Annotated in this window: 21 protein-coding genes and 1 tRNA gene; 4 read left to right on the forward strand and 18 right to left on the reverse strand. The window is 62.8% G+C overall.

All coding sequences use genetic code 11. From position 1 onward, the window contains the following. Positions 1-6: 6 nt before the first annotated feature. The 15 genes from NWE53_RS16070 to NWE53_RS16140 form a co-directional block, all read right to left on the reverse strand. Positions 7-720 (reverse strand): hypothetical protein, encoded by a 714-nt coding sequence (locus NWE53_RS16070; RefSeq protein WP_265050382.1) that lies wholly within the window; start codon positions 718-720, stop codon positions 7-9. Next, the gene (gene dpdH, locus NWE53_RS16075; RefSeq protein WP_265050383.1) at positions 710-3,751 is read right to left on the reverse strand and encodes a protein DpdH; all 3,042 of its coding nucleotides are present in this window, start codon (positions 3,749-3,751) and stop codon (positions 710-712) included. Before dpdH ends, NWE53_RS16070 begins: the two co-directional genes overlap by 11 nt. Beyond that, positions 3,751-4,668, reverse strand: coding sequence for a protein DpdG (dpdG, locus tag NWE53_RS16080; RefSeq protein ID WP_265050384.1), 918 nt, complete (start codon positions 4,666-4,668; stop codon positions 3,751-3,753). The genes dpdH and dpdG overlap by 1 nt, the downstream gene beginning before the upstream one ends. Continuing rightward, entirely contained in the window at positions 4,665-7,160 is a 2,496-nt protein-coding gene (gene dpdF / locus NWE53_RS16085; RefSeq protein ID WP_265050385.1) for a protein DpdF, read from the reverse strand. The genes dpdG and dpdF overlap by 4 nt, the downstream gene beginning before the upstream one ends. After that, positions 7,153-10,290: a protein DpdE gene (gene dpdE / locus NWE53_RS16090; RefSeq protein ID WP_265050386.1), complete on the reverse strand. Its 3,138-nt coding sequence runs from the start codon at positions 10,288-10,290 to the stop codon at positions 7,153-7,155. Before dpdE ends, dpdF begins: the two co-directional genes overlap by 8 nt. A 101-nt stretch (positions 10,291-10,391) precedes the next feature. Further along, positions 10,392-11,102 (reverse strand): 7-cyano-7-deazaguanine synthase QueC, encoded by a 711-nt coding sequence (queC, locus tag NWE53_RS16095; protein WP_265050387.1) that lies wholly within the window; start codon positions 11,100-11,102, stop codon positions 10,392-10,394. Next, positions 11,099-11,473 (reverse strand): 6-carboxytetrahydropterin synthase, encoded by a 375-nt coding sequence (locus NWE53_RS16100; RefSeq protein ID WP_265050388.1) that lies wholly within the window; start codon positions 11,471-11,473, stop codon positions 11,099-11,101. Before NWE53_RS16100 ends, queC begins: the two co-directional genes overlap by 4 nt. Continuing rightward, complete coding sequence (gene queE, locus NWE53_RS16105) at positions 11,473-12,105, reverse strand: 7-carboxy-7-deazaguanine synthase (protein ID WP_265050389.1); 633 nt, start codon at positions 12,103-12,105, stop codon at positions 11,473-11,475. The genes NWE53_RS16100 and queE overlap by 1 nt, the downstream gene beginning before the upstream one ends. Further along, the gene (gene dbpB / locus NWE53_RS16110; RefSeq protein ID WP_265050390.1) at positions 12,102-13,202 is read right to left on the reverse strand and encodes a DGQHR domain-containing protein DpdB; all 1,101 of its coding nucleotides are present in this window, start codon (positions 13,200-13,202) and stop codon (positions 12,102-12,104) included. The genes queE and dbpB (NWE53_RS16110) overlap by 4 nt, the downstream gene beginning before the upstream one ends. Further along, positions 13,153-14,484 (reverse strand): tRNA-guanine transglycosylase DpdA, encoded by a 1,332-nt coding sequence (gene dpdA, locus NWE53_RS16115; RefSeq protein WP_265050391.1) that lies wholly within the window; start codon positions 14,482-14,484, stop codon positions 13,153-13,155. The genes dbpB (NWE53_RS16110) and dpdA overlap by 50 nt, the downstream gene beginning before the upstream one ends. Next, positions 14,481-15,602, reverse strand: coding sequence for a DGQHR domain-containing protein DpdB (dbpB, locus tag NWE53_RS16120; protein ID WP_265050392.1), 1,122 nt, complete (start codon positions 15,600-15,602; stop codon positions 14,481-14,483). Before dbpB (NWE53_RS16120) ends, dpdA begins: the two co-directional genes overlap by 4 nt. Beyond that, a complete protein-coding gene (locus NWE53_RS16125) occupies positions 15,599-16,513 on the reverse strand; it encodes a hypothetical protein (RefSeq protein ID WP_265050393.1) in 915 nt (304 codons plus the stop codon). Before NWE53_RS16125 ends, dbpB (NWE53_RS16120) begins: the two co-directional genes overlap by 4 nt. A gap of 1,289 nt (positions 16,514-17,802) precedes the next feature. After that, a tRNA-Arg gene (locus NWE53_RS16130) sits at positions 17,803-17,879 on the reverse strand. Between the two features lie 138 nt (positions 17,880-18,017). Then, the gene (hisE, locus tag NWE53_RS16135) at positions 18,018-18,518 is read right to left on the reverse strand and encodes a phosphoribosyl-ATP diphosphatase (RefSeq protein WP_442864842.1); all 501 of its coding nucleotides are present in this window, start codon (positions 18,516-18,518) and stop codon (positions 18,018-18,020) included. 10 nt (positions 18,519-18,528) lie between these two features. After that, entirely contained in the window at positions 18,529-18,738 is a 210-nt protein-coding gene (locus NWE53_RS16140) for a hypothetical protein (RefSeq protein WP_265050394.1), read from the reverse strand. A 243-nt stretch (positions 18,739-18,981) separates the two neighbouring features. Here NWE53_RS16140 and ykgO point away from each other — a divergent pair, with 243 nt between their 5' ends. Then, a complete protein-coding gene (gene ykgO, locus NWE53_RS16145) occupies positions 18,982-19,107 on the forward strand; it encodes a type B 50S ribosomal protein L36 (protein ID WP_038363015.1) in 126 nt (41 codons plus the stop codon). Between the two features lie 186 nt (positions 19,108-19,293). Beyond that, positions 19,294-19,899 carry a tetratricopeptide repeat protein gene (locus NWE53_RS16150; protein WP_265050395.1) on the forward strand — a complete coding sequence of 202 codons (606 nt, stop codon included), beginning with the start codon at positions 19,294-19,296 and terminating at the stop codon, positions 19,897-19,899. A gap of 33 nt (positions 19,900-19,932) precedes the next feature. On the opposite strand, the gene pyk is transcribed toward NWE53_RS16150, so the two are convergent. From pyk to NWE53_RS16165, 3 genes are all read right to left on the reverse strand, one after another. Then, a complete protein-coding gene (pyk, locus tag NWE53_RS16155; RefSeq protein WP_265050396.1) occupies positions 19,933-21,372 on the reverse strand; it encodes a pyruvate kinase in 1,440 nt (479 codons plus the stop codon). A 186-nt stretch (positions 21,373-21,558) separates the two neighbouring features. Next, positions 21,559-21,975, reverse strand: coding sequence for a DUF1036 domain-containing protein (locus NWE53_RS16160; protein WP_265054929.1), 417 nt, complete (start codon positions 21,973-21,975; stop codon positions 21,559-21,561). Positions 21,976-22,004: 29 nt separating this feature from the next. Then, the gene (locus NWE53_RS16165; RefSeq protein WP_265050397.1) at positions 22,005-23,309 is read right to left on the reverse strand and encodes a glycerate kinase type-2 family protein; all 1,305 of its coding nucleotides are present in this window, start codon (positions 23,307-23,309) and stop codon (positions 22,005-22,007) included. Between the two features lie 238 nt (positions 23,310-23,547). Here NWE53_RS16165 and NWE53_RS16170 point away from each other — a divergent pair, with 238 nt between their 5' ends. Together NWE53_RS16170 and NWE53_RS16175 are read left to right on the forward strand one after the other, a co-directional pair. Beyond that, the gene (locus tag NWE53_RS16170; RefSeq protein WP_038363023.1) at positions 23,548-23,790 is read left to right on the forward strand and encodes a DUF2312 domain-containing protein; all 243 of its coding nucleotides are present in this window, start codon (positions 23,548-23,550) and stop codon (positions 23,788-23,790) included. A 238-nt stretch (positions 23,791-24,028) separates the two neighbouring features. Further along, positions 24,029-24,712: a GntR family transcriptional regulator gene (locus NWE53_RS16175; protein ID WP_265050398.1), complete on the forward strand. Its 684-nt coding sequence runs from the start codon at positions 24,029-24,031 to the stop codon at positions 24,710-24,712. Positions 24,713-24,726: the final 14 nt, after the last annotated feature.

Consider the following 24,726-nt stretch of genomic DNA (forward strand, 5'->3'; position numbering starts at 1 on the left):
TCGTGCCTACCTCAGCTTGATGCGGAACGCGCCGAGCAAGCTGCGGCTTTCTAGCCATGCCTGCACTTCGGACGTATAGGCGCTGAGCAGCGCGTCGCTGCTTGCCGCCGCGCGAATGAACGCGACGACACTTGACGGGATGTCGGAGGCGGCGAGCGATTTCCAGGCCGTTTCATGCTGGCTGACGAGAGCATCGAGACTCGCTATCGCCGCCTTCGGGTCGGCCGGCAGGCTCACGCCAAAACCCGCTACCTCGCCCCGGATCTGCCGGATCTTGGCGACGCTCACCCGAAACTGCGGCACTTGGCCGAGCGCGCTCAGGACCTCATCCGCGCCAAACGCGGCACGCTTGTCGACATAGGCTTTCCATGCCGCACTCGCCGCCTTGTGACCTGCGCTGGCGATGCCGTTCAGGCGGTCGGTGAAGGCGTGTTTGATGTCGAACGGCGGGTCGCTCACCTTCGCAGGGTCTTCCTTGATCGCCTCGCGCAGCAGGCGGGCCTTCGCTGCAAAGCCCAGGCCATCATTGGGCTCGAAATCGACCGGAACACCGGCATCGGTGAGCGTGCTCAGCGTCTCGCGCAGCCCCGCCATCAACTGCGACACCGTCTCGAACTGCTTCGCCCGCGTGCCAAACAGGTCGGCTTCGTCGGCGGTATTCTTGAGCTTCTGATAGGTGTTAATCTTGGTTGCGAGCGCAGCGGCGCGGTCAAGCAGCATCGGCGTGCTCCCCGTCCGTCCTCGCCATGACGGTCAGGTCGGTTTCGATCGCGGCGAGCGACGTGTCGATCTGTTCGAGACTGGCCGCCACGGCACCATGCTTGGCATCGAGACTCTGACTGTTGGCGCCGATATTGTTGTCAACTGTATCGAGAAAAGCCTGTGTCGCAGCGACCAGACCGGTCCCCGCTTCGACCGCGCTCCTCCGGCCCCGACCAAAATGCGGTAGCGCAGCAACAGCATCGCCTTCGCCGCCAAGGGCGCGTGCGGCAGCCAGTGAGTCATCGAAATACACGGTCTTGAAGCGCTCGAGCGCGTCGGCCAGACCGCGTCCGGTATTGCTGGTGCCGATACCGGCGTCGGCGACGGCCTGCCGTGCGGCATCGAGCGCGGTTACGATCCCGGCGCGCGTTGCGGTCGGGCCGAACGCGGTCTCCATCGCTTCGAGCCATGACTTGCGGACGGCCATCTCCGATGCTGCCGCCGTGGGGAGCGCGTCCCTGACGTCACGATAAAGTTTGGCGGGCTCGTGCGTGTCCCCTTCGGGCGGTTGCAGGCGCAACTGCCATTTGGCCTGACGAAACTCGCGGACGGGTCCGAGGATGCGCCCAGGGTTGAGCATCGCACCGGCACGGCCGCCCTTCATGCTCGACATCTGGGATTGCGCGATCCCGACCAGCTTTTCGCGTTGCCTGGTCAGCTTGTCGTAAAGCACCTTCATCTCGGGCGCGGTGCTAGCGCACTCGGTTGCCCATTGTCCGCTGAACGCTGCGTCTATCATTTCGGCGATCTTCGCATCGGGCTTGATCTTGCCGCCGATCGCCGCGCCGACACAGAGGAGTTCGAACGCCGCGGCCGCCTGGTTCCAATGCGGCGTCGGCTGACAGATGTCGCGCAATTGGGCCTCGACGTCCTTTGCCCAGATCTCGACGCAATCGAGGAAGGCGCCAAGCATCTTCTCGCCGTCGGGAAACTCCCACCGGAACTGGTCTTTGCTAGCGCGTAACACCCCTTGAAGGGCGGTAGCGGCGATCTCGGGTTGAACGAGTTTGCCCGGGATGACGACTTTGACAAGCATATGGCCAGCCACCTGCGTGGTCTGACGGTCAAAACTGATACTCGTTCGGAAGAAGGGTTTGCCAGTCGACCCAACGAAATTCGACTTGGCTAGTCCAAGCATATCCCAGTCGATTGCATTTGAAATTGCGGAAAAGACCAGCCGTCGAAGCTTGTCAGCGACCGTTTGTTCCAAGCCCTGTCCACCGATCCACTGCTCGATCAGCAAATCTTCCTTGCTGGCCTTGTTCCGCTGGGGTGCGTCGGCCGTGGGAGCATCGGTCGTCTGCTCAATTGGTTTCGCAGCGTCGGCGCCCGGGATTTCCGGAACCTCGAACGCTGCGCGAAGGCGCTCGTCGAGATTGGCGATCGTGCCGGTGCCGTCATAGAGTTCGAGGAATGCTGCCCAGCGATGGTAGTTCTGCGGGTTGCGGTTGCGCAGTTGAGCTTGGGCAACAGCGGGGAGTGCCGTGATGCCGCCGAGCTTTTCGAGCAACCTGAAGGGCGGAAACGTGCCGGTCGCGATCTCCGGCCCGAAATTATCGAGTACTTCGACGAGTAGGTCATTTTGCAAAATACGCGGGTTTAGACGCTGCGGCATCGAGTCCTTGTCAGCGCGCGACGTCGCATTCCACAGCGCCTGCTGCGTGAATGGGTAAAGGCCGTAGCCATCGACTTCGCCAAAGATCGCATGGCACTCGCTCTGATGAATGCAGGTCTCGCATTTCGAGCGTGGACTCTCGCCGGGCGCCGCCGTCGCACTCCACTGTTCGATGCCATCGCGACCGAGCCGAACAGCGTTGAGGTAGCGGGATGTGAACTGGCTGAGCGATGCTTGCGTGACCGAACGCCCTTCCGCGCGGCCGGCGGAGCGGTCCATGTCCACGATATGGGTGGTCCGCATATAGGCGGTTTCAGCGACGCTCTGGAAAAAGCCCGTGGTGACCGCGATCGCCGTTCGCATCCTGCACTGGCGATCGTCGCCCTGTGACGTGATCGCCTGCAGCAGCGCGCGGTCGATACCCTGCAGCCGTGCGAACTCCTCGACGAGCAGGACCAGTTCCTGGCCTTGCGATTTAAGATAGATCCGCAAGCGGGTCATCAGTTCTTCGACGCGGTCGCCGGAAAAACTGAGGGTTCGCGCCACGGCGCGATCGAGATTGCGATTGATGATGCGGATCGCGAGCGGGAGATGGACGGTTGAATCGATCTCGATGAGGTCGATCGCGTCGCGCGCGAGGCGCGAGGCCTGCGCAAAGTCCATCCCTCCGAGCGGCAAGTCGCCTTCGACAAACACGCGGCGTTGATCGGGACGATCCTTGGCATTGGATGGTGCGAAGATGTGATCGACGATCTCGGCGATGACCGTGTTCTCGCCGAGGAAATGCGCTTTGCGCATATGCGGATCTTGGAACAGGTCGGGCAGGCTGCTCACCAGCCCTTCCTCGATCTCGTCGGCGTCGTTCGGCAGGACCTCCTCGCGGATCGCTTGCGCCAGGTCGTTGAGCAATTGCTGCTTCTGGTCCGCACGGCTTTGTGTCCCATCACCCGCCGACTGCAGTGTTTCGAGGAAACTCGCCTGCTGTTCGGCCGGTAACTGGGCGATGATCATCTTGACGATGTTGCGCAGCGAAGTGCCCGACTTGCGCACGACCAGGACCACGCGTTCCTTGTTCGGCTTGATATTGAGCCGCATCCAGTGAACGAGATGCGACTTGCCTGAGCCCGTTTCGCCAAGAATCGCCGCCAGCGCATGCGGCCGGTCCTCGCGCAGAAAATCCGCGAGAAAGGCCGGTGGCGCCATGTCGGCCCACGACGCCTCGCCGATCTCCTGGAACGATTTGCCAACCTGCGGGCTGACCTTGAGGTCCCAATCGCTGTGCACCGCGCGGAACAGGCTATCGCTGATATGCTCGGCAAACGGATTGATCACCTGACGGACGGCGCCGGGATCCCAGCAGAGAAAGTTGCGCATCATGCCGCTCCTTGCAGCGCAATACGGCTGACGCGACCTTCACGCGGCCCGAAATCGAGGATGCGACCCGGCGCGTCGGCAACTGTCGCCATAGTAAGGCGCTGGCGGTCCACAAGCCGCTGTAGCGCTAGGCTGGTCGTGATCGACAGGCGCTTGTCGCCGTCCGCCTGCGGGGTGAGCCGCATGGCTTCATAGTCCTGGCGAGCGCTGCCCGTTTCGAAGACCGGAAAGATCGCTGCCAACCGCGTCATGAACTGCTCGATCGGTAGGTCGTTGCCTTCGGAGAAGATGGCTGGAAGCGCGCTTTCGATCGCCTTGACCGGATCGGGAATGACGCGGCGCGACGTGTCATCCTCGGCATCGCTGCCACCGCCAACGATGGTGGCAAAGCCAAGATAACGCGCCCAGTACAGGAAGTTCTGGTAGCGATTGAGGGAGGTCAATTCTGTCTTTGGCGCATGATCGCCAATCTGGGCTTTCAGAGTGTTTTGCGGCGCCTCGGAAAAATTCATCGGGCGCAGCGGGCTGGAACTCAGAAACCAGGAGAGCGCAACCATGAAGCCGGCTTGCTGCGTTTCAGAGGCCCGGGCCGGATCGAACAGGGTGCGCCGCATGAATGCCAGGAAGTAGGCTTCGCTGCCCTTGCCCTTCTTACCACCGCCGCGCGCATCGGCGGTCAGACGCAGCTTGTCCTCGACCTCTTCGACCAAACCTATCCGCCGCGCTTCAAGAAGTGTGTTGCTGAACAAGGTCGTGGTCGACTCGCCATCATCATCAGCGCCCCGACCGCTGAGCGAAGGCGGTGTCGCCCAGGCCTCGAGCCGGTCTTTGACCTCGCCGTTCTCGCTTTCGAACAAGGCCGCATAGATCGCGAACAACCGACTCGGAACAGCTTGGGCAGTTGTAACAATACTCATTGTGCTACTCTTGCATTAAACTCGTCGAGCGTCAGCGTCCGACCGCCAAAGACATCCTTCAATCTGCGTCCATCCGGGGCGGGCTGATCGATCGGCGCGAGGAAGATGCGAGGATTGTCGGCGCGCGGCGCGAGGTTTTGCGGCTCCAGTGTTTGCTGGTCGCCGACCATGACAAGTTCGGGACCGCGTGGCAGCCGCGACAAAGACAGCGACGACAGGTCGCTGACGAAGAATGCCGATTTTTCCGCGAATTTGAGAACCCGGTTCATATCGAACGGCTGCGGGCCGAGTGTGATTACCTTGGCGAGGCGCGCTTGCGCCAAGCGTTGCAGCGTGTCGCCGAGCCGGCGCGAGGCGTTGCGGGCAAGGTCGCCGGGGTCGTAGCAGACGAGCAGGCGGAGATCGCGATCGAACAGATTGGCGACGAGGGGATCGAGCGGATCGGTCCAGGGGCCACGCGGTTCGCCGACCGCCACACTGTTGAGGCGGCACGTGGCGTCAGCACGGCATCGGCTGCAGCGACTGCACGTCCGTCCGACCCGGTTCGTGCCGTATAGGTCTTCGAGGATCGCGGCCGGGCAGCGATCGTTACGCAGATATTCGCGCATGAGATCGAGATTGCGCTTGGCTGCAAGCCAGCCGACCCGGCGCACGGGCTCGACGCGCGTCTGCCACACCGCCAGTTCGAGGTGGTGATCGTCGATGATTTCGATTTCGAGCCAGTCCCCCTCCTGCTCGATCCGCGGATAGGGCGTGCCGAGGAGCCGAAGAATGCCGGCCCGCGCCATTAAGGCGACGGTGCGCAGGTTCCAGTCGGTATTGGCATCGCCGAACATGTCGATGTCGCGCTCATCGGTCCCTGGCCGCCCGTCGATCCGTACCGCGAAGCGCCCGTTACCAAGGCTAGCCTTACGCGCGAACATGGTCTTCCAGCGGTGGAATCCACGATCAATACTGATGACCTGCTGCGCGTTGATGCGCTCGGCGATCGCCACATCCTTGCCTGTAGGCACGATCAGCGAAATCGCCGCCTTGCCGTCTCGCCCGCCTCGCCCGACCTCCTGATAGAATCGATCTAGCGTCTCGGGGACGCAGGCATGGATGACGCTGCGCGCATGTCCATAGTCGATGCCAAGTCCAAAGGCCGAGGTTCCAACCACGATATCGAGCGCCCCGTCGCGCCACTGGCCGACAATCTCTTCGCGCTCGGCGCGCCCGGTCTTGCCGTGGAGCTTGCGCACCCGGCGAAAACCCGCCTCGACCAATCGCGTGTGCCAGGCGTTGGCGGCGGCAACTTCGGTGACATAGAGCACCGCGGGCCGGGGCACGTGATGAAGGGCCTCCAGGACCTGCGCGATACGGCTCGCCTCGTTAGTCAATGGCGCGATCCAATAGTCCGGTTCGGGCCGCAACTGGACCGCCGCCAAGCTTTCAAAATTGCGCTCGGCGCCGAACAGCGAGCGCAAGGTTTCGAGTGAGGAGTCGGTGAGCGTCGCCGACAACATGATCGTGCGCAGCGCCTGCCCGGCCGGCGCCGCCGACAGCAATTCGCGCCGCAGGCCGCTCAACTCCTGGAACTCGGTGCGAAAGCCAGTGCCCCATTGGTCGACGAGATGAGCTTCGTCGATCACCAGCGCGCGGAGCAGGCCCGCCTCGGCCGCACGCCGCAAGGAGCCGCGCAAGCGACCGCAAGCCGCTTCAGGCGAAGCAAAGCAAAGCCCCTGCGTGCCATCTGCGATCCGCTCGGCGATGATACCATTTTGGACGTCGTTGCCTCCCTGAAAGGCAAGCGGCCGCGATAAACCGCACACGTCGACCGCTTCCTGTTCGTGATTGACCCCAAGCGCGACGGTCGGGACGATCACTAGGGTGACGCCGCGGTTTTCCGCCTGGTCGGCGCCGACAAAGCCCACGGTCTGGACCAACTGGAATATCATACTCTTGCCCTCGCCGGTCGGCAGCGCCACGACGAGGCTGCCGCCGGCCGGGGTCGAGAGCGCGGCACGCACCGCGGCGCGCTGTCCCCGGCTGCGATAGGACGTGCGCCCGACCGCGGAGAGCAAAGGATCGCCTTCGCAGCCGGCATTGTTGAACTCGCGGCGTGTCGCCTCGGAGGCGGCGAAGACCTCCACCCCGCCGCCGGCACCAGCCAGCCATGCCGGCGTCCAGCGCTGTATTGTCACCAGACGTGCTTCGCCGGCGGTAGTATTGCGCAGCCCGACCGCATCCCATGCGTCGAACCCATCGAAGCGAGGATGCGACACCCGTAAGACCGGCGAAACCATCGCGCCGCGGCGGACATGCTCGTGCGTCATGGCCTGGCGCAGCAGCACTGCAAGGTCGAGTGCGCTCGCGTGCCGAGCGGGATCGATCAGCGCCCGACGTAGGCGCTCGATTGCTGGCGAGCGGGCCTTCCATTCCGTACCGCTGTTGGTGCAATTCAGCAGATGGCTCAGCTCGACAAAGGCATCATAGCCATCGAGATCAGCCACGGCTGGCTCTCGCCGAAACAGCGTTCCCGAGGATAAAGCACCCCATCGCGTCGAGCCGGATCGACGGCGATTCAATGCTCGGCAGAATCGACTCGATCAGTGCGATATCATCGCGCGCCATCGTATCGCCAGCAAACTGGCGGCGCTGAAGCCGGTATTTGCGGCGCTGCAGATCGCTCGTCGCGAGGGTGGTTGCAGCCATTATCGCCTCCAGGACACCCGGCTGTTCGGACAAAATCTGGCGGGCACCGTCACGCACGCGCCGGCAAACCGCCGGGAACGCGGCGGGATCGATGAACTCGGCGAGGATGTGCGGCCGACTTCCCAGATTGAGGTCGGCGCTCGGTCCCTTGCCGTGACCGCCATAGGGTTTTGACAGGACCGCGAGCAGCGCCGGATCGATGACCGCATCGCCATTGATGTCAATGAACAGGGTCTGTTCGCTTAGCGCGAAATAACGCTGTGCCCGACGCGACGCGGCAAGTTCGGCCCGCGACGGCGCCAAGAGGTCGGCGATGTCGAGGCTGGGCTCGATGGTGAAGCAGAGCTTGAAGCCGATCCAGGCATCACCGAGCCAGTCTGGAACGGTGCGATAGGTGATGAATGCGGTCCCCCGATCGTCCCAGCGCGTAAAGCGGGCCAACACGTCGATCAGGGGAGTTCCAGGCCGAAGCAAGGTCACGGCGGCGCGGCGTGTCGCGATCCGGCGCTTCCAGCTCAGCGGCCGAGTGTCATCGAGTTCAAGCTGCTGCTGCCAAGGGAATCTGGGTATCAGCGTCTGCTTGGTGAAACTTAGCTTGAACGGATCTTCCTCCGGCCAGGCGAACGGGCGCTTCTTGAGCTGCAACGTTCCGATCAACCACTGATCGACGCCCGCTTCGAGCGCTGCCTCGTCGATCTCGGCGTCGTCCAACGCCTGGATAAATGTCTCGACGGGCTCCTCGGCCAAGGCGATCCGATCGAGGGCATATTGCTCGTCTTGCGACTTTCGCTCGTCGGCAACTCGGCTGCGGATGTCCGCGGCAAGCGCGACGAGCGCATTGGGTCCCGACATCAGCAGTGCTTCGAACGCCTGGGCCTCGAAACCCTCCAGTAGGAACTGCACATCGCTGATCGAGCGATGGAAAATCGACAGGCCCTCGGCCAGTAACTCGTGCCAGGCCGCAAAGGGGCTATCGTGTTCGTCGGAAGGCAGCAGGGTCCGGTGTCGGATGATGTTCTGGCGGCGGCCATAGCGGTCGAGACGACCGATGCGTTGTTCGATTCGGGCGGCGCTCAGCGGCAGATCGAGATGTACGATCGCGTCGGCGAAGCTGAGATTGAGACCTTCCTCGGCCGACCGATCGAGAGTAAGGATCGCGGCGTCCGGCGCTTGTGCGAACAGCGCCACGACATCCTTGTCGGCATCGGGTCCGGCACGCTCGACGAGTAGCAGACAACGCGCTCCGTCCACTGCATCCTGCAGTGCGTCGTGAAACTCCGCCGCCGTGGCTGGCGCGGTCGCAAAGACCACGATCTTGGGATGGTCGACATCCGCACGCAGTGTCTTGATCAGTCGCCGCGCGCTTTCGACCATTGTTTCAATCCGGTCGGCGTCGTCATAATCTGCGGCCTTTTCGCGCAAGGCGTCCAGAATTTCACCCTCGCCGAGGAACATCGGGCTGGCCCCAGCCAGCCAGGCCCGAAGCGCGTCGCCGCCTTCTGAGATTGAGCCGAGCAACTCGCGATAGCGAGCGGCGAGCAGCGCGGATCCAACCTTGTGATCGACAAGTGAGTCGACAGCTGCCGACCGCCAGTCCTCAAGCGTCGCGAGCAGGAACGCGAGAACCTCGCTCGGATCGCCTTCGGTGCGAACATGGGTCAGCGCGCCACCCTCGGGGCCGCGCGGCTGAAACTCCCAGCCCTGGGCGTCGGCTCGCCGCGAGCGGATCAGCCGCTGATGAATGCGGTAGCTATCGGCGACGTGCTGCTTGAGTGTGCCACACAGGTTGCCAAGCCGCTCGGGTGCCTCACGCGTTGCGGTGATCAATTGCGGCGCTAGATCCTGCACGACAGGATCCTCGGGGAAAGTGCGGACAAGTTCGGCGCCGCGCTGGCGCAGGACCAAGCCTGACGCGTCAGGGTCGAGACTGAGGAGCAATCGGCCAATCGCCCGCCGTTGTTCCAGTTTCACTCGGAACCCAGTCAGATCGTCGAGCGGATGAGTGAGTGGATCGAGAAGGTTGAGTAGCGCCAGAAATCTGGCTTCCTCGCCGAGCGGCGGTGTCGCTGAGAGCAGCAGCAGAACAGGTACATCGCGGGCAAGCTCTCGCAAGCGCGCCGCCGATGGACCGAGCGGCCCAGCCTCGAGCCCGACCAGATGATGCGCTTCGTCGACAACTAATACATCCGGCGTTCGCATGACCCGCGCGATCTCGGCATGCGAACAGCACTCAAACGGCTCGCCAAACTGATCGAGGCGCAGCTTTCCGATTAGTTCGCGCCGCCACTGGTCGCAAAGCGCGGGCGGGGTAGCGATCAGCACCTCAGTGTCGGGATTGTCGATTAGGTGCTGGCGGATGATCAGCCCCGCTTCGATCGTCTTGCCTAGGCCAACCTCATCAGCGAGCAGATAACGCTGGATCGGGTCGCTCAAGACACGGCGGACCGCGGCGACCTGGTGTGGGACGAAGTCGATCCCGGACGATAGCAGCGAACTCAGGCCCTGCGCTGCGCTTGTAAGCGCGCGTAGCGGTGCTAATGCGGCTTGGCGTCGATCATGGAGAAACTGACTTTCAGCTCCACCGAGTGCGAGAATTTCGGCCGGGTCCTCTGGAGCATTCCAGGGGCGGACGAAGATGTCGACTTCGCTGACGTCGCGCTGTTTGCCATTTGGAAAGCGGACCTCGTAGGTGACGACGCCGTTCTCATGATGCAGATCATAACCGGTGACCCGCCCGACGCGCATGCGGTCATTTTCGCGGACATAAGCCCGAGTTTGCGGGCTCAAAAAGGCGCGCTCGATCTCGGAGGCGGCACATTCGATCGACTGCGTGCGCTGAAGCGAATGGAAAACAGAAATGGTGCAGCGCCCTTCGGCCGCCGCTTCCAGTTTCCCGACACCTCTGTGTCCGGGCAGTCCGACCAACATCCCCCTGAACAGCTTCTCGACCCTCCGCGAGCGAATCTTCTTACGTTCGCTCTTGAAGGTACTTTAATGGGAGTGGCTGAAGTGCCAACCAAAAATCGAGGTTAAGCGTCCGTGTTGCCTGCAAACTTGTGCCAGCCAGCACGGCGTAGTTCACAGGCTGGGCACCCGCCGCAGCCATAGCCCCAATCGTTTAGGGTTTGACGATCGCCGATGTAACAGCTGTGAGACTCGGTTCGAATTAGGTCTACCAGATCCGCCCCCCCTAACTCGCCAGCAAGTTTCCACGTCGCCGCCTTGTCTATCCACATGAGCGGCGTGTGCAGCACAAACCGTCGTTCCATACCGAGATTGAGTGCGATCTGAAGCGCTTTGATCGTATCGTCCCGACAATCGGGATAGCCCGAGTAATCAGTCTCGCAGACTCCAGTAACAAGATGTTTGATGCCTCGGCGATAGGCGATGGTGGCCGCAAAGGTCAGGAACAGGAGATTGCGGCCGGGAACGAAGGTGTTTGGTAGTCCGCTGTCGGCCATCGCGATCTCGACCCCGGTCGTCAGGGCAGTTTCGCTTATTTGGCCCAGGACAGCGAGGTCGATCATATGATCGTCCTTCAGCTTGGCCGCCCACGCCGGAAACGACCTCCTGATGCCGTCGCGGAGCAGTTCGCGGACTTCAAGTTCAACCCGATGGCGTTGACCGTAGTCAAATCCGATCGTTTCGACAGCGTCAAACCGATCCAGCGCCCAAGCCAGGCAGGTCGCGCTGTCCTGCCCCCCTGAGAAGAGAACGAGAGCGTGGCCTTCTCCGTTCATGCCGCGACATCCCCGCCCCAGTAGGAGCAGGACTCGGCGCCGCTGTCCCGATAGACGCTGACCTTGTGGAGATTGCCGACGACAGGGGAGAGGCGATCCCAAATCCAGCGGCTCAGATTCTCCATTGTTGCGGGGCCAAGATCGTTGACCTCGTCGAGAAAGCGGTGGTCGAGACCGTCGCGCGCCTCCTCCATCGAACGCTGCAGAAGACCGAGGTCGACCACCATACCCGTCACTGGATCAGGCCGTCCCCGCACCGTCACCTCCGCGCGATAACTATGGCCATGGATCCGCCGGCTCGATTCTGTGTCAATCACCCGGTCGAGGGTATGGGCCGCATCAAATCGAAATTGCTTACTTATCTCAAACATCAGCGTATCCCGATCATCTTGTGTGACTGGAGTGAAAGCCGCCACCGCGGGTTTTCGGTACAGTAAGTGATGGCCGCCGCGAGGTTGGCGGCAGCCTCCGGCGAGTCCATCGGCTGAAGAAAGAAGTGGTCAAAGGCGAGATGCTCGAAGCGGTCAGGCATCGCCTGGCGCTGCGGGTACACCAGTTTGAGTTCATGCCCCGCCGCCTGCACGAGTTGGGCATCGGCTTTTGGGCTGACACAAATCCAGTCGAGCCCGTCTGGCGCAGGCTGGGTTCCGTTAGTCTCGACGCCGATCTCAAAGTGACGCGCGTGAAGCGCTTCGATGAGGGCTTGATCAACCTGGAGCAGCGGTTCGCCTCCGGTAAGCACAACATAGCGGCGAACCATCGCGCTACCCCACTCCGCTTCTATCGCGTCGGCCAAAGCATCAGCATCGGAGAACCGACCGCCACCAGTTCCATCCATACCCACGAAATCAGTGTCGCAAAATGTGCAGACTGACGTGGCACGGTCGACTTCCCGGCCGGACCATAGGTTGCAACCCGCAAACCGGCAGAAGACGGCCGCTCTGCCCATCTGGGCGCCTTCCCCCTGTAGTGTCTTAAAGACCTCTTTGACAGCGTAAGTCATGATGTCCCCTCTACCGGTTCAAGCAGCGGCGCCGGTGCTGCTTTTCGCTGTTGTCGCTGGTTAGATTTCACTACCCCGACGAGATGGTGCTTGAGCAATGCAACGTCGCGATTGACGTTCTGCAACGAGTTCCATCGGCGAACCTCGCCATCGAAGTTCCACTCACCGGCAGTCCAGGCTGTCTTGCCCTTAAGACACTCCATCCCTTCCCGAAAATCTTCGGCGCTGCGCGCGTGGCTCCGCTGCGCCAGAACCTCCATGACGTCACCTAGAGCCTCGATGCCGGCGCCGTGAAGGAGCCTGGAACTCGCTGGCTTGTGGCCGTGCCAAGCGTCCGGGAAGGTCTTCTTCACGGCATCGAAAAAGTTGGAGACAAGCCGCACGCACCGTGTCGCACCTTTTGGCCCTCGAATGAGTTCCCGCATCACGCCGTTCGTCAGCGATTCCATTATGATCTTCTGCATGACCGTATCGGTGATCATACCTTCCGGCGCGGTGTGCTGCTTGATGTAGCCTCGTAGGGCGGTGTTCTCGAAGTTCAGCCGCGCGGTAATGTCCGCAGCCGTCGAGCGTCGACTGAGCCGGGGAGGCAAGTCACTCACAGTCGGAAGCAACTCATAGATTAAGGATTTTGGGAGGGGTTTTGTGTTGTTAATCAGCACGAACTGGCGCCGCAACTCGGCCTCATCTCGGCATATGAGAGCTGAAACAAAAATCTGGAAGTCGCGGTCAATCTCGGCGAGCGCCGAGAGCCGCTGCTGCCCATCGACAACGAGACCAGGTATGCCGGAACTCATGTCGATCGAGAGCCTGACAAGGCCATCACCAAGGTCCTGCATCTCGACCCGATCCGTAAATGCTACGACGATGGGGTTAGGCAGAACCGCGTTCGGCTTTTCAAGATAGTCGCGGATTTCGCGGATGTGTGCAGCGACCTGGGGTCGTTGGAAGCCCCTGAGTTCGCCTTGGGCATCCCGACCGATGCGTTCGATCGACGCGAAGCGTAGCACGTCGGCAGCCCGAGCCGCGAAACTAAGGACAGTGTGCTCATCGCTCTGCTCCGCACAGACGCTGAGATAGGTGATCGGTTCGTTCAACGGCACGCTTCAAATCCAATTTTTCGATATGGTCGTGGTAGACTACGAGATTGTGGATCCCGCGGCGTTTGTTCCGATTGCTGCCGCGAAAGATGATCACATCAATCGCGGCATCGCGGCAGATTTTGCAGGCACACTGCTTCCAAGGCTGCTCAGTGAGGGTGATGCGATAACGCTCGGCAAGCTTTGCCAGCGCTACGCTGCTTTTGCAGTCCTCGTATGGCTTCTCTTCGACCAAAGGGGCGCTGTAGACGAGAACATTGTGGAGTGTTTCGTCCAGATCCGCTTCGCCCCGATCGAAAGCCCGCAGTGAATTCAGCGCAAGGGCCTCAAGCCGCACCAATTCCTCCGCACGGAAGCTCCCTTTCTTGACCCCGCGTTGCAACTTGGGATTTTCAATCGCCTGCGGGACCCGGATTGAAGTGAAATAGCGAAGTGCCAGCCCCTCGCCCGGAAGATAGTAATTTTGCTTGGCGTCTTTGAATGCGCGGATCAGCGGCGAAGTCGTGTCGAAACTGGCGATGTCATAGCCGTGAAAACCATCGATATCGTCGGCCTTAGCGAAGCCGAGGATGTGCAATCGGGTCGCCGCTGGTATCGCATCACGGATAGCCTGGAGACAGAGCTTGATCTCCGGTGATTTAAGCGGGACCATCCCGCCAATCGCAAGGTAGGTGTATCCCATCGCGACCAGCCGGCGCGCCGCCTCAGCCATGCTTCCCGGTGACCAGCCCTGAACAACGCCCATGGGCGTGAACGACGCGCCCATTGCAAGAGCTTCGCGGCGAAACCCGTCTGCGTTCTCTAGCGTGATCTCGAAGCGGTTCTTCGCATCGTCAGTACCGCCGGCTAGACCGGTCAGGGCGGGGTTAAAATCGAAAATGATGTGGTCGACAGAACATCCGTGCGTAAACCCGCACTCGTCATAGAACTCAGCCATCTCTGCCGGCGTGTATGGCGGCCGTTCTTCTTCAACATAGGTGAAGGCTCCGCAATCGCCGAAAATGTCTAGCTTCGCGAATTGGGGCGTGTCGAGCCGAAGAAACTTGCGGGCGCCAACAAGATGAAAGCGACGCGCTTGGCTGGCGGTGTATTTCCCCTTTACGCGGTGATCTCCGATGATCCCGCGTGACACAAGGACTCCATCATAGGGCGCGTATCCGAGTATCTCATGAGGATATGCATCATCCCAATAGGGCTGACGGTCGGCGGGGCTTCGATCCGCAATGAAGTCGAACGCGGGATCGACATAGTCTAAACTATCGGCGAAAATGAACTTCATGCCGACACCCGAGCCTGCTCGCGCTCAATTCGAATGAGATGCTCACTCAGCTTATTGATGTGCTGTGGTGTGGATTGAAGTTCGTTCCAAGCTAGGCCGAGGCCCTGCCATTGCCCTTCGGTCCAGCGACAATGGGGGGCCAGTCGCGAAAGGCTCTCCATGATCACCGACGCCTTGTTGGCCGCCCCGTCTGCTCGGAGCATAATCGTATCCATGAGCGCTCCCATCGCTCGGATACCCACCGAGTGCATCAGTCGGCTGTCCTTGGGAGATTTGCCCCACGCGTCCGGGAAGGTTTTTCGGACAGCAGACCAGTAGGTTACGAGCGCATCGTACATGGCGGCGGTGTCGCTGCCCTCGCCATTATGTTTGAACTGACCCAAAGCGCCGGCCGTAGTTTTAAGGCTGGCCTTCATCGTTTCGATCAGGGCGTTGTCGCTCACCATGCCAGTCCCGTTCTTCGGGTCGGACTCGCGCCTGATCAGGCCATGGAAAGGCGATTTCGGATCGTTGTTCAAAAGGGTACAGAGTTCGCTGGGAAGCTGCCGAGTAGCAAGGTTTCGCGGCAGTTTGACACTGACCTCAGGCAGAAGTTCGTCGATGAGGCCGGTCGGCAGCTTTTTCGACTTGTTGACCAAGATGAATTGCTCCCGCTGCGTGGATACTTCGTCAGAGATGAAGCCGATCACGGGAACAGCAATCTGCTTGTTTTTGGCCTCAGCGAGGGCAAGAGACCGCTGCTGGCCGTCGACAATCCACGCGGCGCGGGCGCCTTCGGGGTAAAGTGGGATCGACAGCGTGCCGGCATCGCCGACTTCGCACATATTGCCCGGGGAGCGGCCGCGGGCCGAAGCGAAGTCGACCTCATCGGAGAGGGCGAGGATGATCGCGTTCGGAAACAGCACGGGACCGCTGTCAAGGAAACTCGTGATGTCCTTCACGTGATCGCGGATCTCACGGCGCTGAAATCCTTTCAACTCGCCGTCCTCCCGACGAACACGGCTGATGTCCGCAATCCGGTGGATGTCAGCGCCATAAAGAAAGAAGGCGTAGACCCCGGTTCCTTCGCCCTGCTCCGCCCGCACAGCGCGAACTTTGAGATATTCACGATTGCTCATGCTCTTTCTGCCCGAACGAAGTCAGACAGTGCTCGAAAGCGACCCTGCTCACACGCCACATTGAATTCATCACGGAAACGCCGGAGCGATCGGCCGCGAGGATCGTCCCAGTGGGACCGGATCAATTCGAGCATCGTCTCATCATCGTAGCGGACACGCTCGACCTTTGTCGGTAGCCGCCAGCCATCGAGCGAGGTCGACACCGCAGCAGCATGCTCGGATGCGGAGCGACCATCTTGAGCAACTGTCACCGTTTTCGCGAAATGGTGGACTGCCCTGCTGGCAAAGTCGCTCAACGTTCCCTGGATCTCGCTGTCCGGGCCGTCGAGGCGATCATCGTAGGGCATGATCAGCGGCCGTATTCCTTCCGGTACACGCTCAGCCGGCGCGCGTGTGAAGAGCCTAAGGCGCTCGAGTGTTGCCTGTGGAAGCGCCAGCAGGTCTTCGGAGATCATGTTGATATAAGCGTCGGAGAGCGCCGCCAGGATCAGCCCGCCCTTGCTCTCGGCCACTGACCGCAGCGTGAGAGAAAATGGTGAGGCATTGGCAAGCGCTGCCCACCACCCAGGTGCGGTAAAGCCATCGCTCACTCGCCCGGCGACCCCGTCAGGAGCGTTGTGCAATATGGTACAGGCATAGGGCGGAACGCAGGTCGACGCATCAATCAAGCCCAAGCCCGCCGACACAATCATCAGGCGTGCGTCGAGCAATGCTGCGGCCGCCATAGCTTCCTGGAACCCTCGGCCTCCATAAATCTCCGCAGCCGGAAACTGCACAGCGGTTTCCCGAAGCCGGTTGCCCCAGTCCGCCGCCACGCCAGCCAGGGGGGAGCGCGCAAGGGCGCCCATGTAGAACCGGCCAGGCACGGCCTTTCGCTTTCGGTTCGTACATGTAGTGATCACGAGCGTCACGGACTGCGGCTCCCCCTGAGCGTCATTGAAGCGCATTTATTTGTAATCGACCACGATCAGATTTGCCACATTTAATGGGCGTGGCAATCCAAATTATTTCCCATAAATGCGCGCTTGCGATGCGCGGCGAAGCCGATAAAAGGATGATTCGTGCGAGCCGCAGTTTGCCGCCATATCAGCCGCTCGAGCGAGGAGATCCTCTCGGTGCTAAAGGAGCAAGTGGCGGAGATGAATACCGCTCACGCGTGTCGCAAGCACGGAGCCTCCGAGCACCCAATTCCGTTTTCTCGAACTCGCCGCAGCCGACGGTCTAGACAAGGAGCCGGCCCGCCACGGTGAATACGTGTATCCTCGTGGACGGGGGATTGACGGCGAGCAATGGCGCCTCCACGCGCAGCGTGAGATGCTTGGCAGCCAACCCGGCCGAGCGCATTCGTCGATGGCCAATCCGATCGTCGCCGACAACTTCAAGCTTCCGGAGGCCCAGTCGCTGACTTTTGGCTGACGGGCCATTAAGAGAGGCGAAAGCTGACGTTTGCCAGGTCGCTATGGGCCAAAGTAGCCGTTCCGTGAACCCACCACGAATGGCCAAGATTGATGCTGTGGACGGCTCACCACCACGGCGGGAGCATGGCTCCTGCTGAAGAGGACGAGAGCAATGGGTCAGGTGGTGACGATTGACCTTGATCTCGCGACGTCGGTGTTCAAGGTGCATAGAGTTGACGTCGGGGGCGACATCGCTATCCGGAGTCAGATCAGGCATGCGCAACTCCTGCAGTTTTTTTTTTGCCAAGCAGCCTGCGTGTGTCGTGGGGATAGAAGCGTGCGCCTCGTCGCATCATTGGGCGCACGAGTTGATCGCGCTCGGGGTCGTCACGATCGGGGTCAGTAGTTTCGGCCGACGCTCAAAGGCACGGCGCTTGGCGGGAGTGCCTGGTGATGGCGTGCTGATAGCGATCTTGCCCGAGTTGCGCAGAAAAGTGCCCACGCCAGTGCCCACAAGACACCAAAACGAAGGGCACTTGGCGCCACTCGCGTGAGCTAACCCTAAGATTATTTTTTTTTCAGGAAGTTCCGTGGTGGGTGATGTAGGGCTCGAACCTACGACCCGCTGTTAAGCGTCAACTGCTGAGATCGCAGCCTCTGCCGCCATCTGTTGATCAGCTATCGCATCTCGGACCATCTAACCGAGCCGAGTTGGCACAATCGGAATGCTTCCCATATGCTTCCAAATCCGGCCTGTTGGGAAGCAGGCGATAGGCCAACCCGATTTAAGTACTTGAAATAAATGGCGCGCCCGAAAGGATTCGAACCTCTGACCCTCAGATTCGTAGTCTGATGCTCTATCCAGCTGAGCTACGGGCGCGTCTCAGAGCGTCAAGACGCTAGAGCGTCTGGCCTGATGGACGCCGAGATAACGGCTTCATTTCGTCTTGGCAACCCCAAAATCATCGAGGGCCCGAATTCTCCGCGACTGTGGACAGGGATGCCGTCATGCGCCGTCTCAACGCGTTTGCGCCGCGACGGCGGGCGCCTGTTGCCGGCTTCGCTTCGCGCGCTGTGCGCGGCCGCCCTTCGGCAGCTTCTCGGCGATTCCGTAAAGCCGCTCGCGCCGGTCGATCTCGCTCCAGATCTCATCCGGCTCGATCCCCATGGCGGTCCAGAGGACGATCAGGTTGTAGATGAGATCGGCGCTTTCGAGGATCGCCGCCTGTCGCTTGCCTTGCAACGCTTCAAGGCTGAGCTCGACCGCTTCCTCAGCCAGTTTCTTCGCCATCTTGGGCAGGCCGTCGGCAAAGAGTTTTGCGGTTCGCGAGCAAGCCGGGTCCCGGAATCGCGCTTCGAGGACGGCAGCGTGGAGTCTCTGCAGCGAATCGGCCATCCGACGAGCATTGGATCGCTCGATGAGAGTTTGATGACAGCCGGCAGGAGGAGGGCAAACCGGTGGCCCCATTCGCGGCTCGATCCTGCTGCGAAGGGCGGCGTGCCGAGCCGCCCCCGCCATCGATGCTGCGTCAGCGGGTGGCGCGACGGGTCGTCCGGACGACGGTCGGGGCTGTCACCGCACCTGCCGCGCCGCCGACCACGGCACCGACCGGCCCGGCCACGACGGCTCCGGTGCCGGCGCCAACTGCTGCGCCGCCGATGCGCTGCTCCGTGGTATTGCCGCAGGCGCCGAGAGCGAGGCCTGCGGCAGCGATCAAAGCCAGTGTCGAAATGCGCATGATGGGGTCCCCCCGAGGAAAGCTCAGGGGAAACGCTGCCGCGGCTACTCTGTTCCCCGGACTTTCCCGCGCTCTTTTGCGCGTGCGAGTGCGAACGCACTTGCGATCTGCGGAAAAATCCGTATACAGCCGCCATCGCATCAGTCGCACCATTGTCATGGGCGGTGAGGGCTTGGCCCCAAGTCGCAGACTGAAGGTTTTTGACCGGCGCGTCCGCAAGGGCGGGTCGATGGAGTTGAGACGATGAAGATCCGCAATTCGCTGAAGTCGCTGCGCGCGCGCCATCGCGACAACCAGCTGGTGCGCCGCAAGGGCCGCGTCTACATCATCAACAAGGTCCAGAAGCGCTTCAAGGCGCGTCAGGGCTGAGCTTCTGCGCGGCTCTCGCCGCGCGAAAGCCTGACCGGGACTTTGCAGAGCGGGGCGCCGACCGGCGCGCCCCGCTTTTTGCGTTGCGCGCTCGCCCAGGCGTGATTTGACCTGCCTGAACACGTGGCTACAGTCGACGGCATGATGCGTTTCCATCTGGCGCCTGCTTTCGCTTTCGGATTGGCCGTGGCCGCCTCTCTCGGCACGGTCGCGGCTCCCGCTCAGGAGGCCGCGCCGCCGCGGCCCGGCACGGTCGCGCCTTCCGACAAAGCCGATAATCCCGTCACGCCCTCCGCCCCTCAACGCGGCCCGGCTGCGACGCTCGAGCGGCTGTTCGAGCGATTGCATGAGGCCAAGACGCAGGAAGAGGCCGAGGGGGTCGCGCGGCTGATCCAGCGGCGTTGGGCGCGATCCGGCTCCGATACCGCCGACCTGCTGATGACCCGCGCTCAGAAGGCCTTGCAGGAGAAGCAGACGGAAATCGCGATCGAGCTGCTGGATCGCGTCATCAGCCTGCAACCGGACTGGGCCGAGGCCTGGAACCAGCGTGCCAATGCGCTCTACCTCTCCGGCGATTCAATCCGCTCGATGATCGATATCGGCGAGACGCTGAAGCGCGAGCCGCGCCATTACGGCGCGATGATGGGGCTCGGCATGATCCTGCGCCAACAGGGCGACGACAAGGGCGCCATGATCGCCTTCCGCAAGGCGCTGACGATCTATCCGGAATTCGACGCCGTGAAGAAGGCGGTCGACGCGCTCAAGACCGAGGTCGATGGTCGCGACGCCTGAGCGTCGCAACCAGCCGCGCCCTGCCCTCCCCGCTCAGGCCTTCGCCACATGCTCCTGGGCGATGAAGGCGATCCGCACCATATTGGTCGCGCCCGGCGTCCCGAACGGCACGCCGGCGACGACGATCACCCGGTCGCCGATCTTGGCGTAATGCTCGCGTACCGCGAATTTGCAGGCGCGGAAGGCCATGTCGTCGGCGTCGCTGGCGTCCTTGGTCACTATGGCGTGGACGCCCCAGACCAAAGTGAGCCGGCGCGCCGTGGCGCGGTTCGGCGTCAGCGCGATCACCGTCGAGTTCGGGCGCTCGCGCGCGATGCGGAAGGCGGTGGAGCCGGACGAGGTCCAGGCGCAGATCGCCTTGAGGTTCAGCGTCTCGGCGATCTCGTGGGCGGCCTTGGCGATGGCGTCGGCACCGGTGGCCTCCGGCTCGTTGCGCTGCGAATCGAGGATCGAACGGTAGACCGCGTCGTTTTCGACCTCCTCGGCGATGCGGTTCATCATCGTCACCGCTTCGATAGGGTACTGGCCAGCGGCGCTCTCGGCCGAGAGCATCACCGCGTCGGCCCCTTCGAAGACGGCAGTGGCGACGTCGGAGACCTCGGCGCGGGTCGGCACCGGGCTGGTGATCATGCTCTCCAGCATCTGCGTCGCGACCACGACCGGCTTGCCCTTGAGCCGGGCCATGCGGGTCAGCCGCTTCTGCGTGCCGGGGACCTTCTCCAGCGGCATTTCGACCCCGAGATCGCCGCGCGCCACCATGATGGCGTCGGAGGCGTCGATGATCTCCTCCATCCGCACGACCGCCTGCGGCTTCTCGATCTTGGCGAGCGCCAGCGCCCGGCCGCGCACGATCTTGCGCAGCTCCGCCATATCCTCGGGGCGCTGCACGAAGGAGAGCGCGATCCAGTCGACCCCGACCTCGGCCGCGACCTCGGCATCGGCGCGGTCCTTCTCGGTCATAGCCGAGACGGCGATGGTGGTGTCGGGCAGGCTGACGCCCTTGCGCGAGGACAGCCGCCCGCCGACCGTGACGCGCGTGACCGCCTCCTTGGGCGACGCCTTCTCGACGACGAGGCGCAGCTTGCCGTCGTCGAGGATCAGGGTGTGGCCGGGCTCCAGCGCGCTCAGGATCTCTGGATGCGGCAGGTGGACGCGCTTGACGTCGCCCGGCGCCGGATCGGAATCCAGCGTGAAGCGGGCGCCGTTCTCCAGCATCACGCCGCCATCGCCGCCGAACTGGCCGACGCGCAGCTTCGGGCCCTGGAGATCGGCGAGAATCCCGACCGGACGATGAAACTTGGCCTCCAGGCCGCGCAGCATCGCGATCTTTTCGGCCAGCGTCTCGCGCTGGGTATGGCTCATATTGATGCGGAAGACGTCGACGCCCGCCTCGAAAAGCTTGGCGCACATCTCCTCGCTCGAGGAAGCCGGCCCGAGGGTGGCGATGATCTTGATCCGGCGTTCGCGCTTCATTGCTTTTCCCCTGCGGTCCGAGAGCCGGTGCGGCTTCGGTCCCATCCAGGCCCCTTCAATCGTTGCAGAGCTGCCATCGGCCAGCAATCCTGCTGCCCCGACGCGGCGTCCCCTGTTTCCCTTTGGGCAGGCCCGAATGGCCCGCCTTTTATCGTTCTCGTGCTCGCACCCGCCTCGCCGCGCCGCTCATGGTCGGGGCGACGCAGCTCCGCCCGTATCGGTGAGCTGGATCGTCCAGCTCTTCTGCTCTCCGGTGTCGACCTCGAAGAAGCCGGCGCGGTCATAGCCGCGTGCCAGACAGTCCTCGATGCCGCGAATCGTGAATTCCTTGTTGCGGACACACATGACGGATTTGCCGGTCCACTCGCCGCCTTTGTCGTAGTCAACGGCGTGAACGTAATAGAAGCGCGCCGCCAGCGTGCCGCGCAGCAGGGTTTCGCAGCCGCGCGGGCTGATGTTCCACCAGCCTTCGGTGGTCCAGCCCTGCGCGTCGCGGTAGCCGATCGCGACGCCGATCCGGCTCGACGTGGTGTTGCACATGCGCAGATCGGCCTTCGCGGGCACGGCGCCTGCGATGAAGGCTGTGGCGCAGCAGGCGGCCAGAAGGCCCGTTCGCTGATTGAAGGAGAATCTCACGGCTCGATCAGGATCACGCGGCAGTCGTTGACGTTGGTCAGCGTCGGTCCCGGCTGCAGCAAATCGCCCAGCGCTTCGAAGAAGCCGGTCGAATCGTTTTCGGCGAGGGATCGGGCGGGATCAAGGCCGATCTCGGCGGCGCGCGCCAAAGTTTGGGGATCGACCAGCGCGCCTGCCGGGTCGGTCGCCTCGCCGCCGCCGCCATCCGTGCCGTCCGTGTCGCCCGCGAGTGCGACGATGCCGGGCTCGCCGGCCAGCGCGATCGCCAGCGCCAGCGCGTATTCCTGGCTCGGGCCGCCCCGGCCGGAGCCACGCAGCGTCACCGTGAGTTCGCCGCCGGAGAGGATGGCGGCCCGCCTGCCCTCGCGCTTCAGCCGGCGTGCGAGTTCGGCATGATCTGCCGCGACCTCTCGCGCCTCGCCTTCCAGATCGGGGCCGAGATCGTGCACCTCGTAGCCCTCCGCCTCGGCGACGGCGCGGGCGGCGGCCAAGGCATCGGCCGGGCGGGCGATGATGCGGAACGCGCTGTTGGCAAAGGCGGGATGGCCGGGTTTCGGCGTCTCGTTTGCGGAGTCGTCGAGCAGCGCGCGGGCGGCGGGCGGCAGATCGAGCCCATAGCGGGCGACGATGGCGCGGGCCTCGTCCATGGTGGACGGGTCCGCGACGGTCGGGCCCGAGGCGATGGCGGTGGGCTCGTCGCCCGGCACGTCCGATATGGCGAGCGTCAGCAGCTTCGCCGGGGCCGCCGCAAGCGCGAGCCGGCCGCCCTTGATGCGCGACAGGCGCTTGCGAACGATGTTCATTTCGCCTATCGGGGCGCCGGAGCGCAGCAGCGCCTTGTTGACGGCCTGCTTCTCGGCAAGCGTAAGCGAGCCGGCCGGGGCGACCCAGTTGGCCGAGCCCCCACCCGAAAGCAGGACCAGGACCAGATCGTCCTCGGTCGCGGAAGCCGCCAGCGCCAGCGCGCGTTCGGCGCTGTCGATGCTGCCCTGATCGGGCACGGGATGGCCGGCGGCGATCATCGGGATCCGGCGGGTCGGAGCGGTGTAGCCGTGGCGGGCTACGGCATGACCGAAAAGTCGCTCCTGCGGAAAACCGCCATCGAGATAATGCGCCTCGGCAAGGGCGGTCATGCTGCCGGCAGCCTTTCCGGCAGCAAGCAGGATCAGGCGGCCCGTTGCAGGGGCAGACGGGAGATGTTGCGGCAGGCATTCGGCCGGATGGGCCCGGGAGACGGCGGCATCGTAGATCTTCCGCGCCGTCGCGCGCGGCTTCGCTGTCTCGCTCGCAGGACTGTGCACGTTGCCCATTTCCACCCAGCGTCGTCGCTGGCCGCGACGGTCCTCTTGATTCTTCCTAGATCGCGCGAAGGCCGGCGTCATCTGTCTTATCCAGATTAAGTCATACTTTTCTTCGTCAGCCCGAAGCGGGTGATTGCGGCATCACAGCTGTTGAGGGCGAGCCGTTTCCGGCTTGACGCCCAGCCCCGATCCGGGCGAACGCTGCCGGCCGAATTTTCATACCCCGGAAGGATATCAGATGGACGATCCGGTTCAGGGCGACCAGCTCAAGAGCATTGTCGAGCGCATCGAGCGGCTCGAGGAAGAGAAGAAGACGATCGCCGACGACATCAAGGAGGTCTATGCCGAGGCCAAGGGCAACGGCTACGACGTCAAGGTGCTGCGCAAGGTGGTGGCGCTGCGCAAGCGCGATCTCGAAGAGCGCAAGGAGGAAGAGGCGATCCTCGACCTCTATCTGCAGGCGGTCGGCGAGACGGTCTGACAGCATCCTGCACGGCGATTTTGCCCGGGGCATACCGATGTCGGGCAAACTGCGTAAGCATTCGCATTTCACGCCAGGCGCGATCTGGAGGACATCCCACCAGATCGCGTATTGCCATGGCAGGCAGGACTATTGACCGGTCCATTGCCTCGGCAATGTCATTCCCCAAATCATGCACGATCGATGATTGACGACCGATGATCGGCGATGGATGATCAACGCCGGGGGAGAATTCGGCATGATCGTAAAACCCGTTCTGGCGCGCGTGGCGCTGGTCGATCAGGTCACGGCCGTTCTGATGGAACGCATCCTCGATCGGGCCTATGCGCCGGGAGAGAAGCTCAATATCGATGCGCTCACCCGCGAGTTCGAGGTCAGCTCCTCGCCGATCCGCGAGGCGCTGACACGGCTCTCCGCGCTCGGCCTCGTCGCTTCGGCATCCTTCACCGGTTTCTCCGTGGCGCCCGAACCGCCGCGCGAATGGTTCGAGCAACTCCGCGATTTCCGCATACTGAACGAGGGCTGGGCCGCCAGGCAGCTCGCCCGCAGCCGCGATCCTCACGCGATCGCCCGGATGCGCGCCAGCATCGCATCGATGGAGCGCGATCCTCCGCGCGGGCAGGCGTGGGACTATGTCGGTGCCAGCCGCGCCGACGAAATCTTCCATGAGGCGATACTGGAAGGAGCCGGCAACGAGATCCTGGCCCAGGCGGTGAGAGGCCTGCATCCGCATCTGCACCACGCCCGGCTGTTCAGCCGTATTCCCCACGACATCGCGCCGATGCTCGACGAGCACCGCGCCATCCTCGGCGCGGTCCTTCGCGGCGACGAGGACGGCGCGCAGGCCGCGGTGGAGTCGCATCTGAAGACGTCATGGCATCGCTACAATGGCTGGCATGCGGACCGGCCGGAGAAACGCTGAGAGATCACCCGGGA

This window comes from Bosea sp. NBC_00550, from assembly GCF_026020075.1.
GTDB lineage: Bacteria > Pseudomonadota > Alphaproteobacteria > Rhizobiales > Beijerinckiaceae > Allobosea.

What these genes read in the sequence shown, in the direction of transcription:
- dpdG (WP_265050384.1), bottom strand. Translation starts at nt 4,668, where the DNA reads ATGAGTATTGTTACAACTGCCCAAGCTGTTCCGAGTCGGTTGTTCGCG.
- dpdE (WP_265050386.1), bottom strand. Translation starts at nt 10,290, where the DNA reads ATGTTGGTCGGACTGCCCGGACACAGAGGTGTCGGGAAACTGGAAGCG.
- queE (WP_265050389.1), bottom strand. Translation starts at nt 12,105, where the DNA reads ATGACTTACGCTGTCAAAGAGGTCTTTAAGACACTACAGGGGGAAGGC.
- dbpB (WP_265050392.1), bottom strand. Translation starts at nt 15,602, where the DNA reads ATGAGCAATCGTGAATATCTCAAAGTTCGCGCTGTGCGGGCGGAGCAG.
- pyk (WP_265050396.1), bottom strand. Translation starts at nt 21,372, where the DNA reads ATGAAGCGCGAACGCCGGATCAAGATCATCGCCACCCTCGGGCCGGCT.
- ykgO (WP_038363015.1), top strand. Translation starts at nt 18,982, where the DNA reads ATGAAGATCCGCAATTCGCTGAAGTCGCTGCGCGCGCGCCATCGCGAC.
- NWE53_RS16175 (WP_265050398.1), top strand. Translation starts at nt 24,029, where the DNA reads ATGATCGTAAAACCCGTTCTGGCGCGCGTGGCGCTGGTCGATCAGGTC.
- NWE53_RS16140 (WP_265050394.1), bottom strand. Translation starts at nt 18,738, where the DNA reads ATGCGCATTTCGACACTGGCTTTGATCGCTGCCGCAGGCCTCGCTCTC.
- dpdH (WP_265050383.1), bottom strand. Translation starts at nt 3,751, where the DNA reads ATGCGCAACTTTCTCTGCTGGGATCCCGGCGCCGTCCGTCAGGTGATC.
- NWE53_RS16070 (WP_265050382.1), bottom strand. Translation starts at nt 720, where the DNA reads ATGCTGCTTGACCGCGCCGCTGCGCTCGCAACCAAGATTAACACCTAT.
- hisE (WP_442864842.1), bottom strand. Translation starts at nt 18,518, where the DNA reads ATGGCGGGGGCGGCTCGGCACGCCGCCCTTCGCAGCAGGATCGAGCCG.
- NWE53_RS16170 (WP_038363023.1), top strand. Translation starts at nt 23,548, where the DNA reads ATGGACGATCCGGTTCAGGGCGACCAGCTCAAGAGCATTGTCGAGCGC.
- queC (WP_265050387.1), bottom strand. Translation starts at nt 11,102, where the DNA reads ATGAACGGAGAAGGCCACGCTCTCGTTCTCTTCTCAGGGGGGCAGGAC.
- NWE53_RS16100 (WP_265050388.1), bottom strand. Translation starts at nt 11,473, where the DNA reads ATGTTTGAGATAAGTAAGCAATTTCGATTTGATGCGGCCCATACCCTC.
- dpdA (WP_265050391.1), bottom strand. Translation starts at nt 14,484, where the DNA reads ATGAAGTTCATTTTCGCCGATAGTTTAGACTATGTCGATCCCGCGTTC.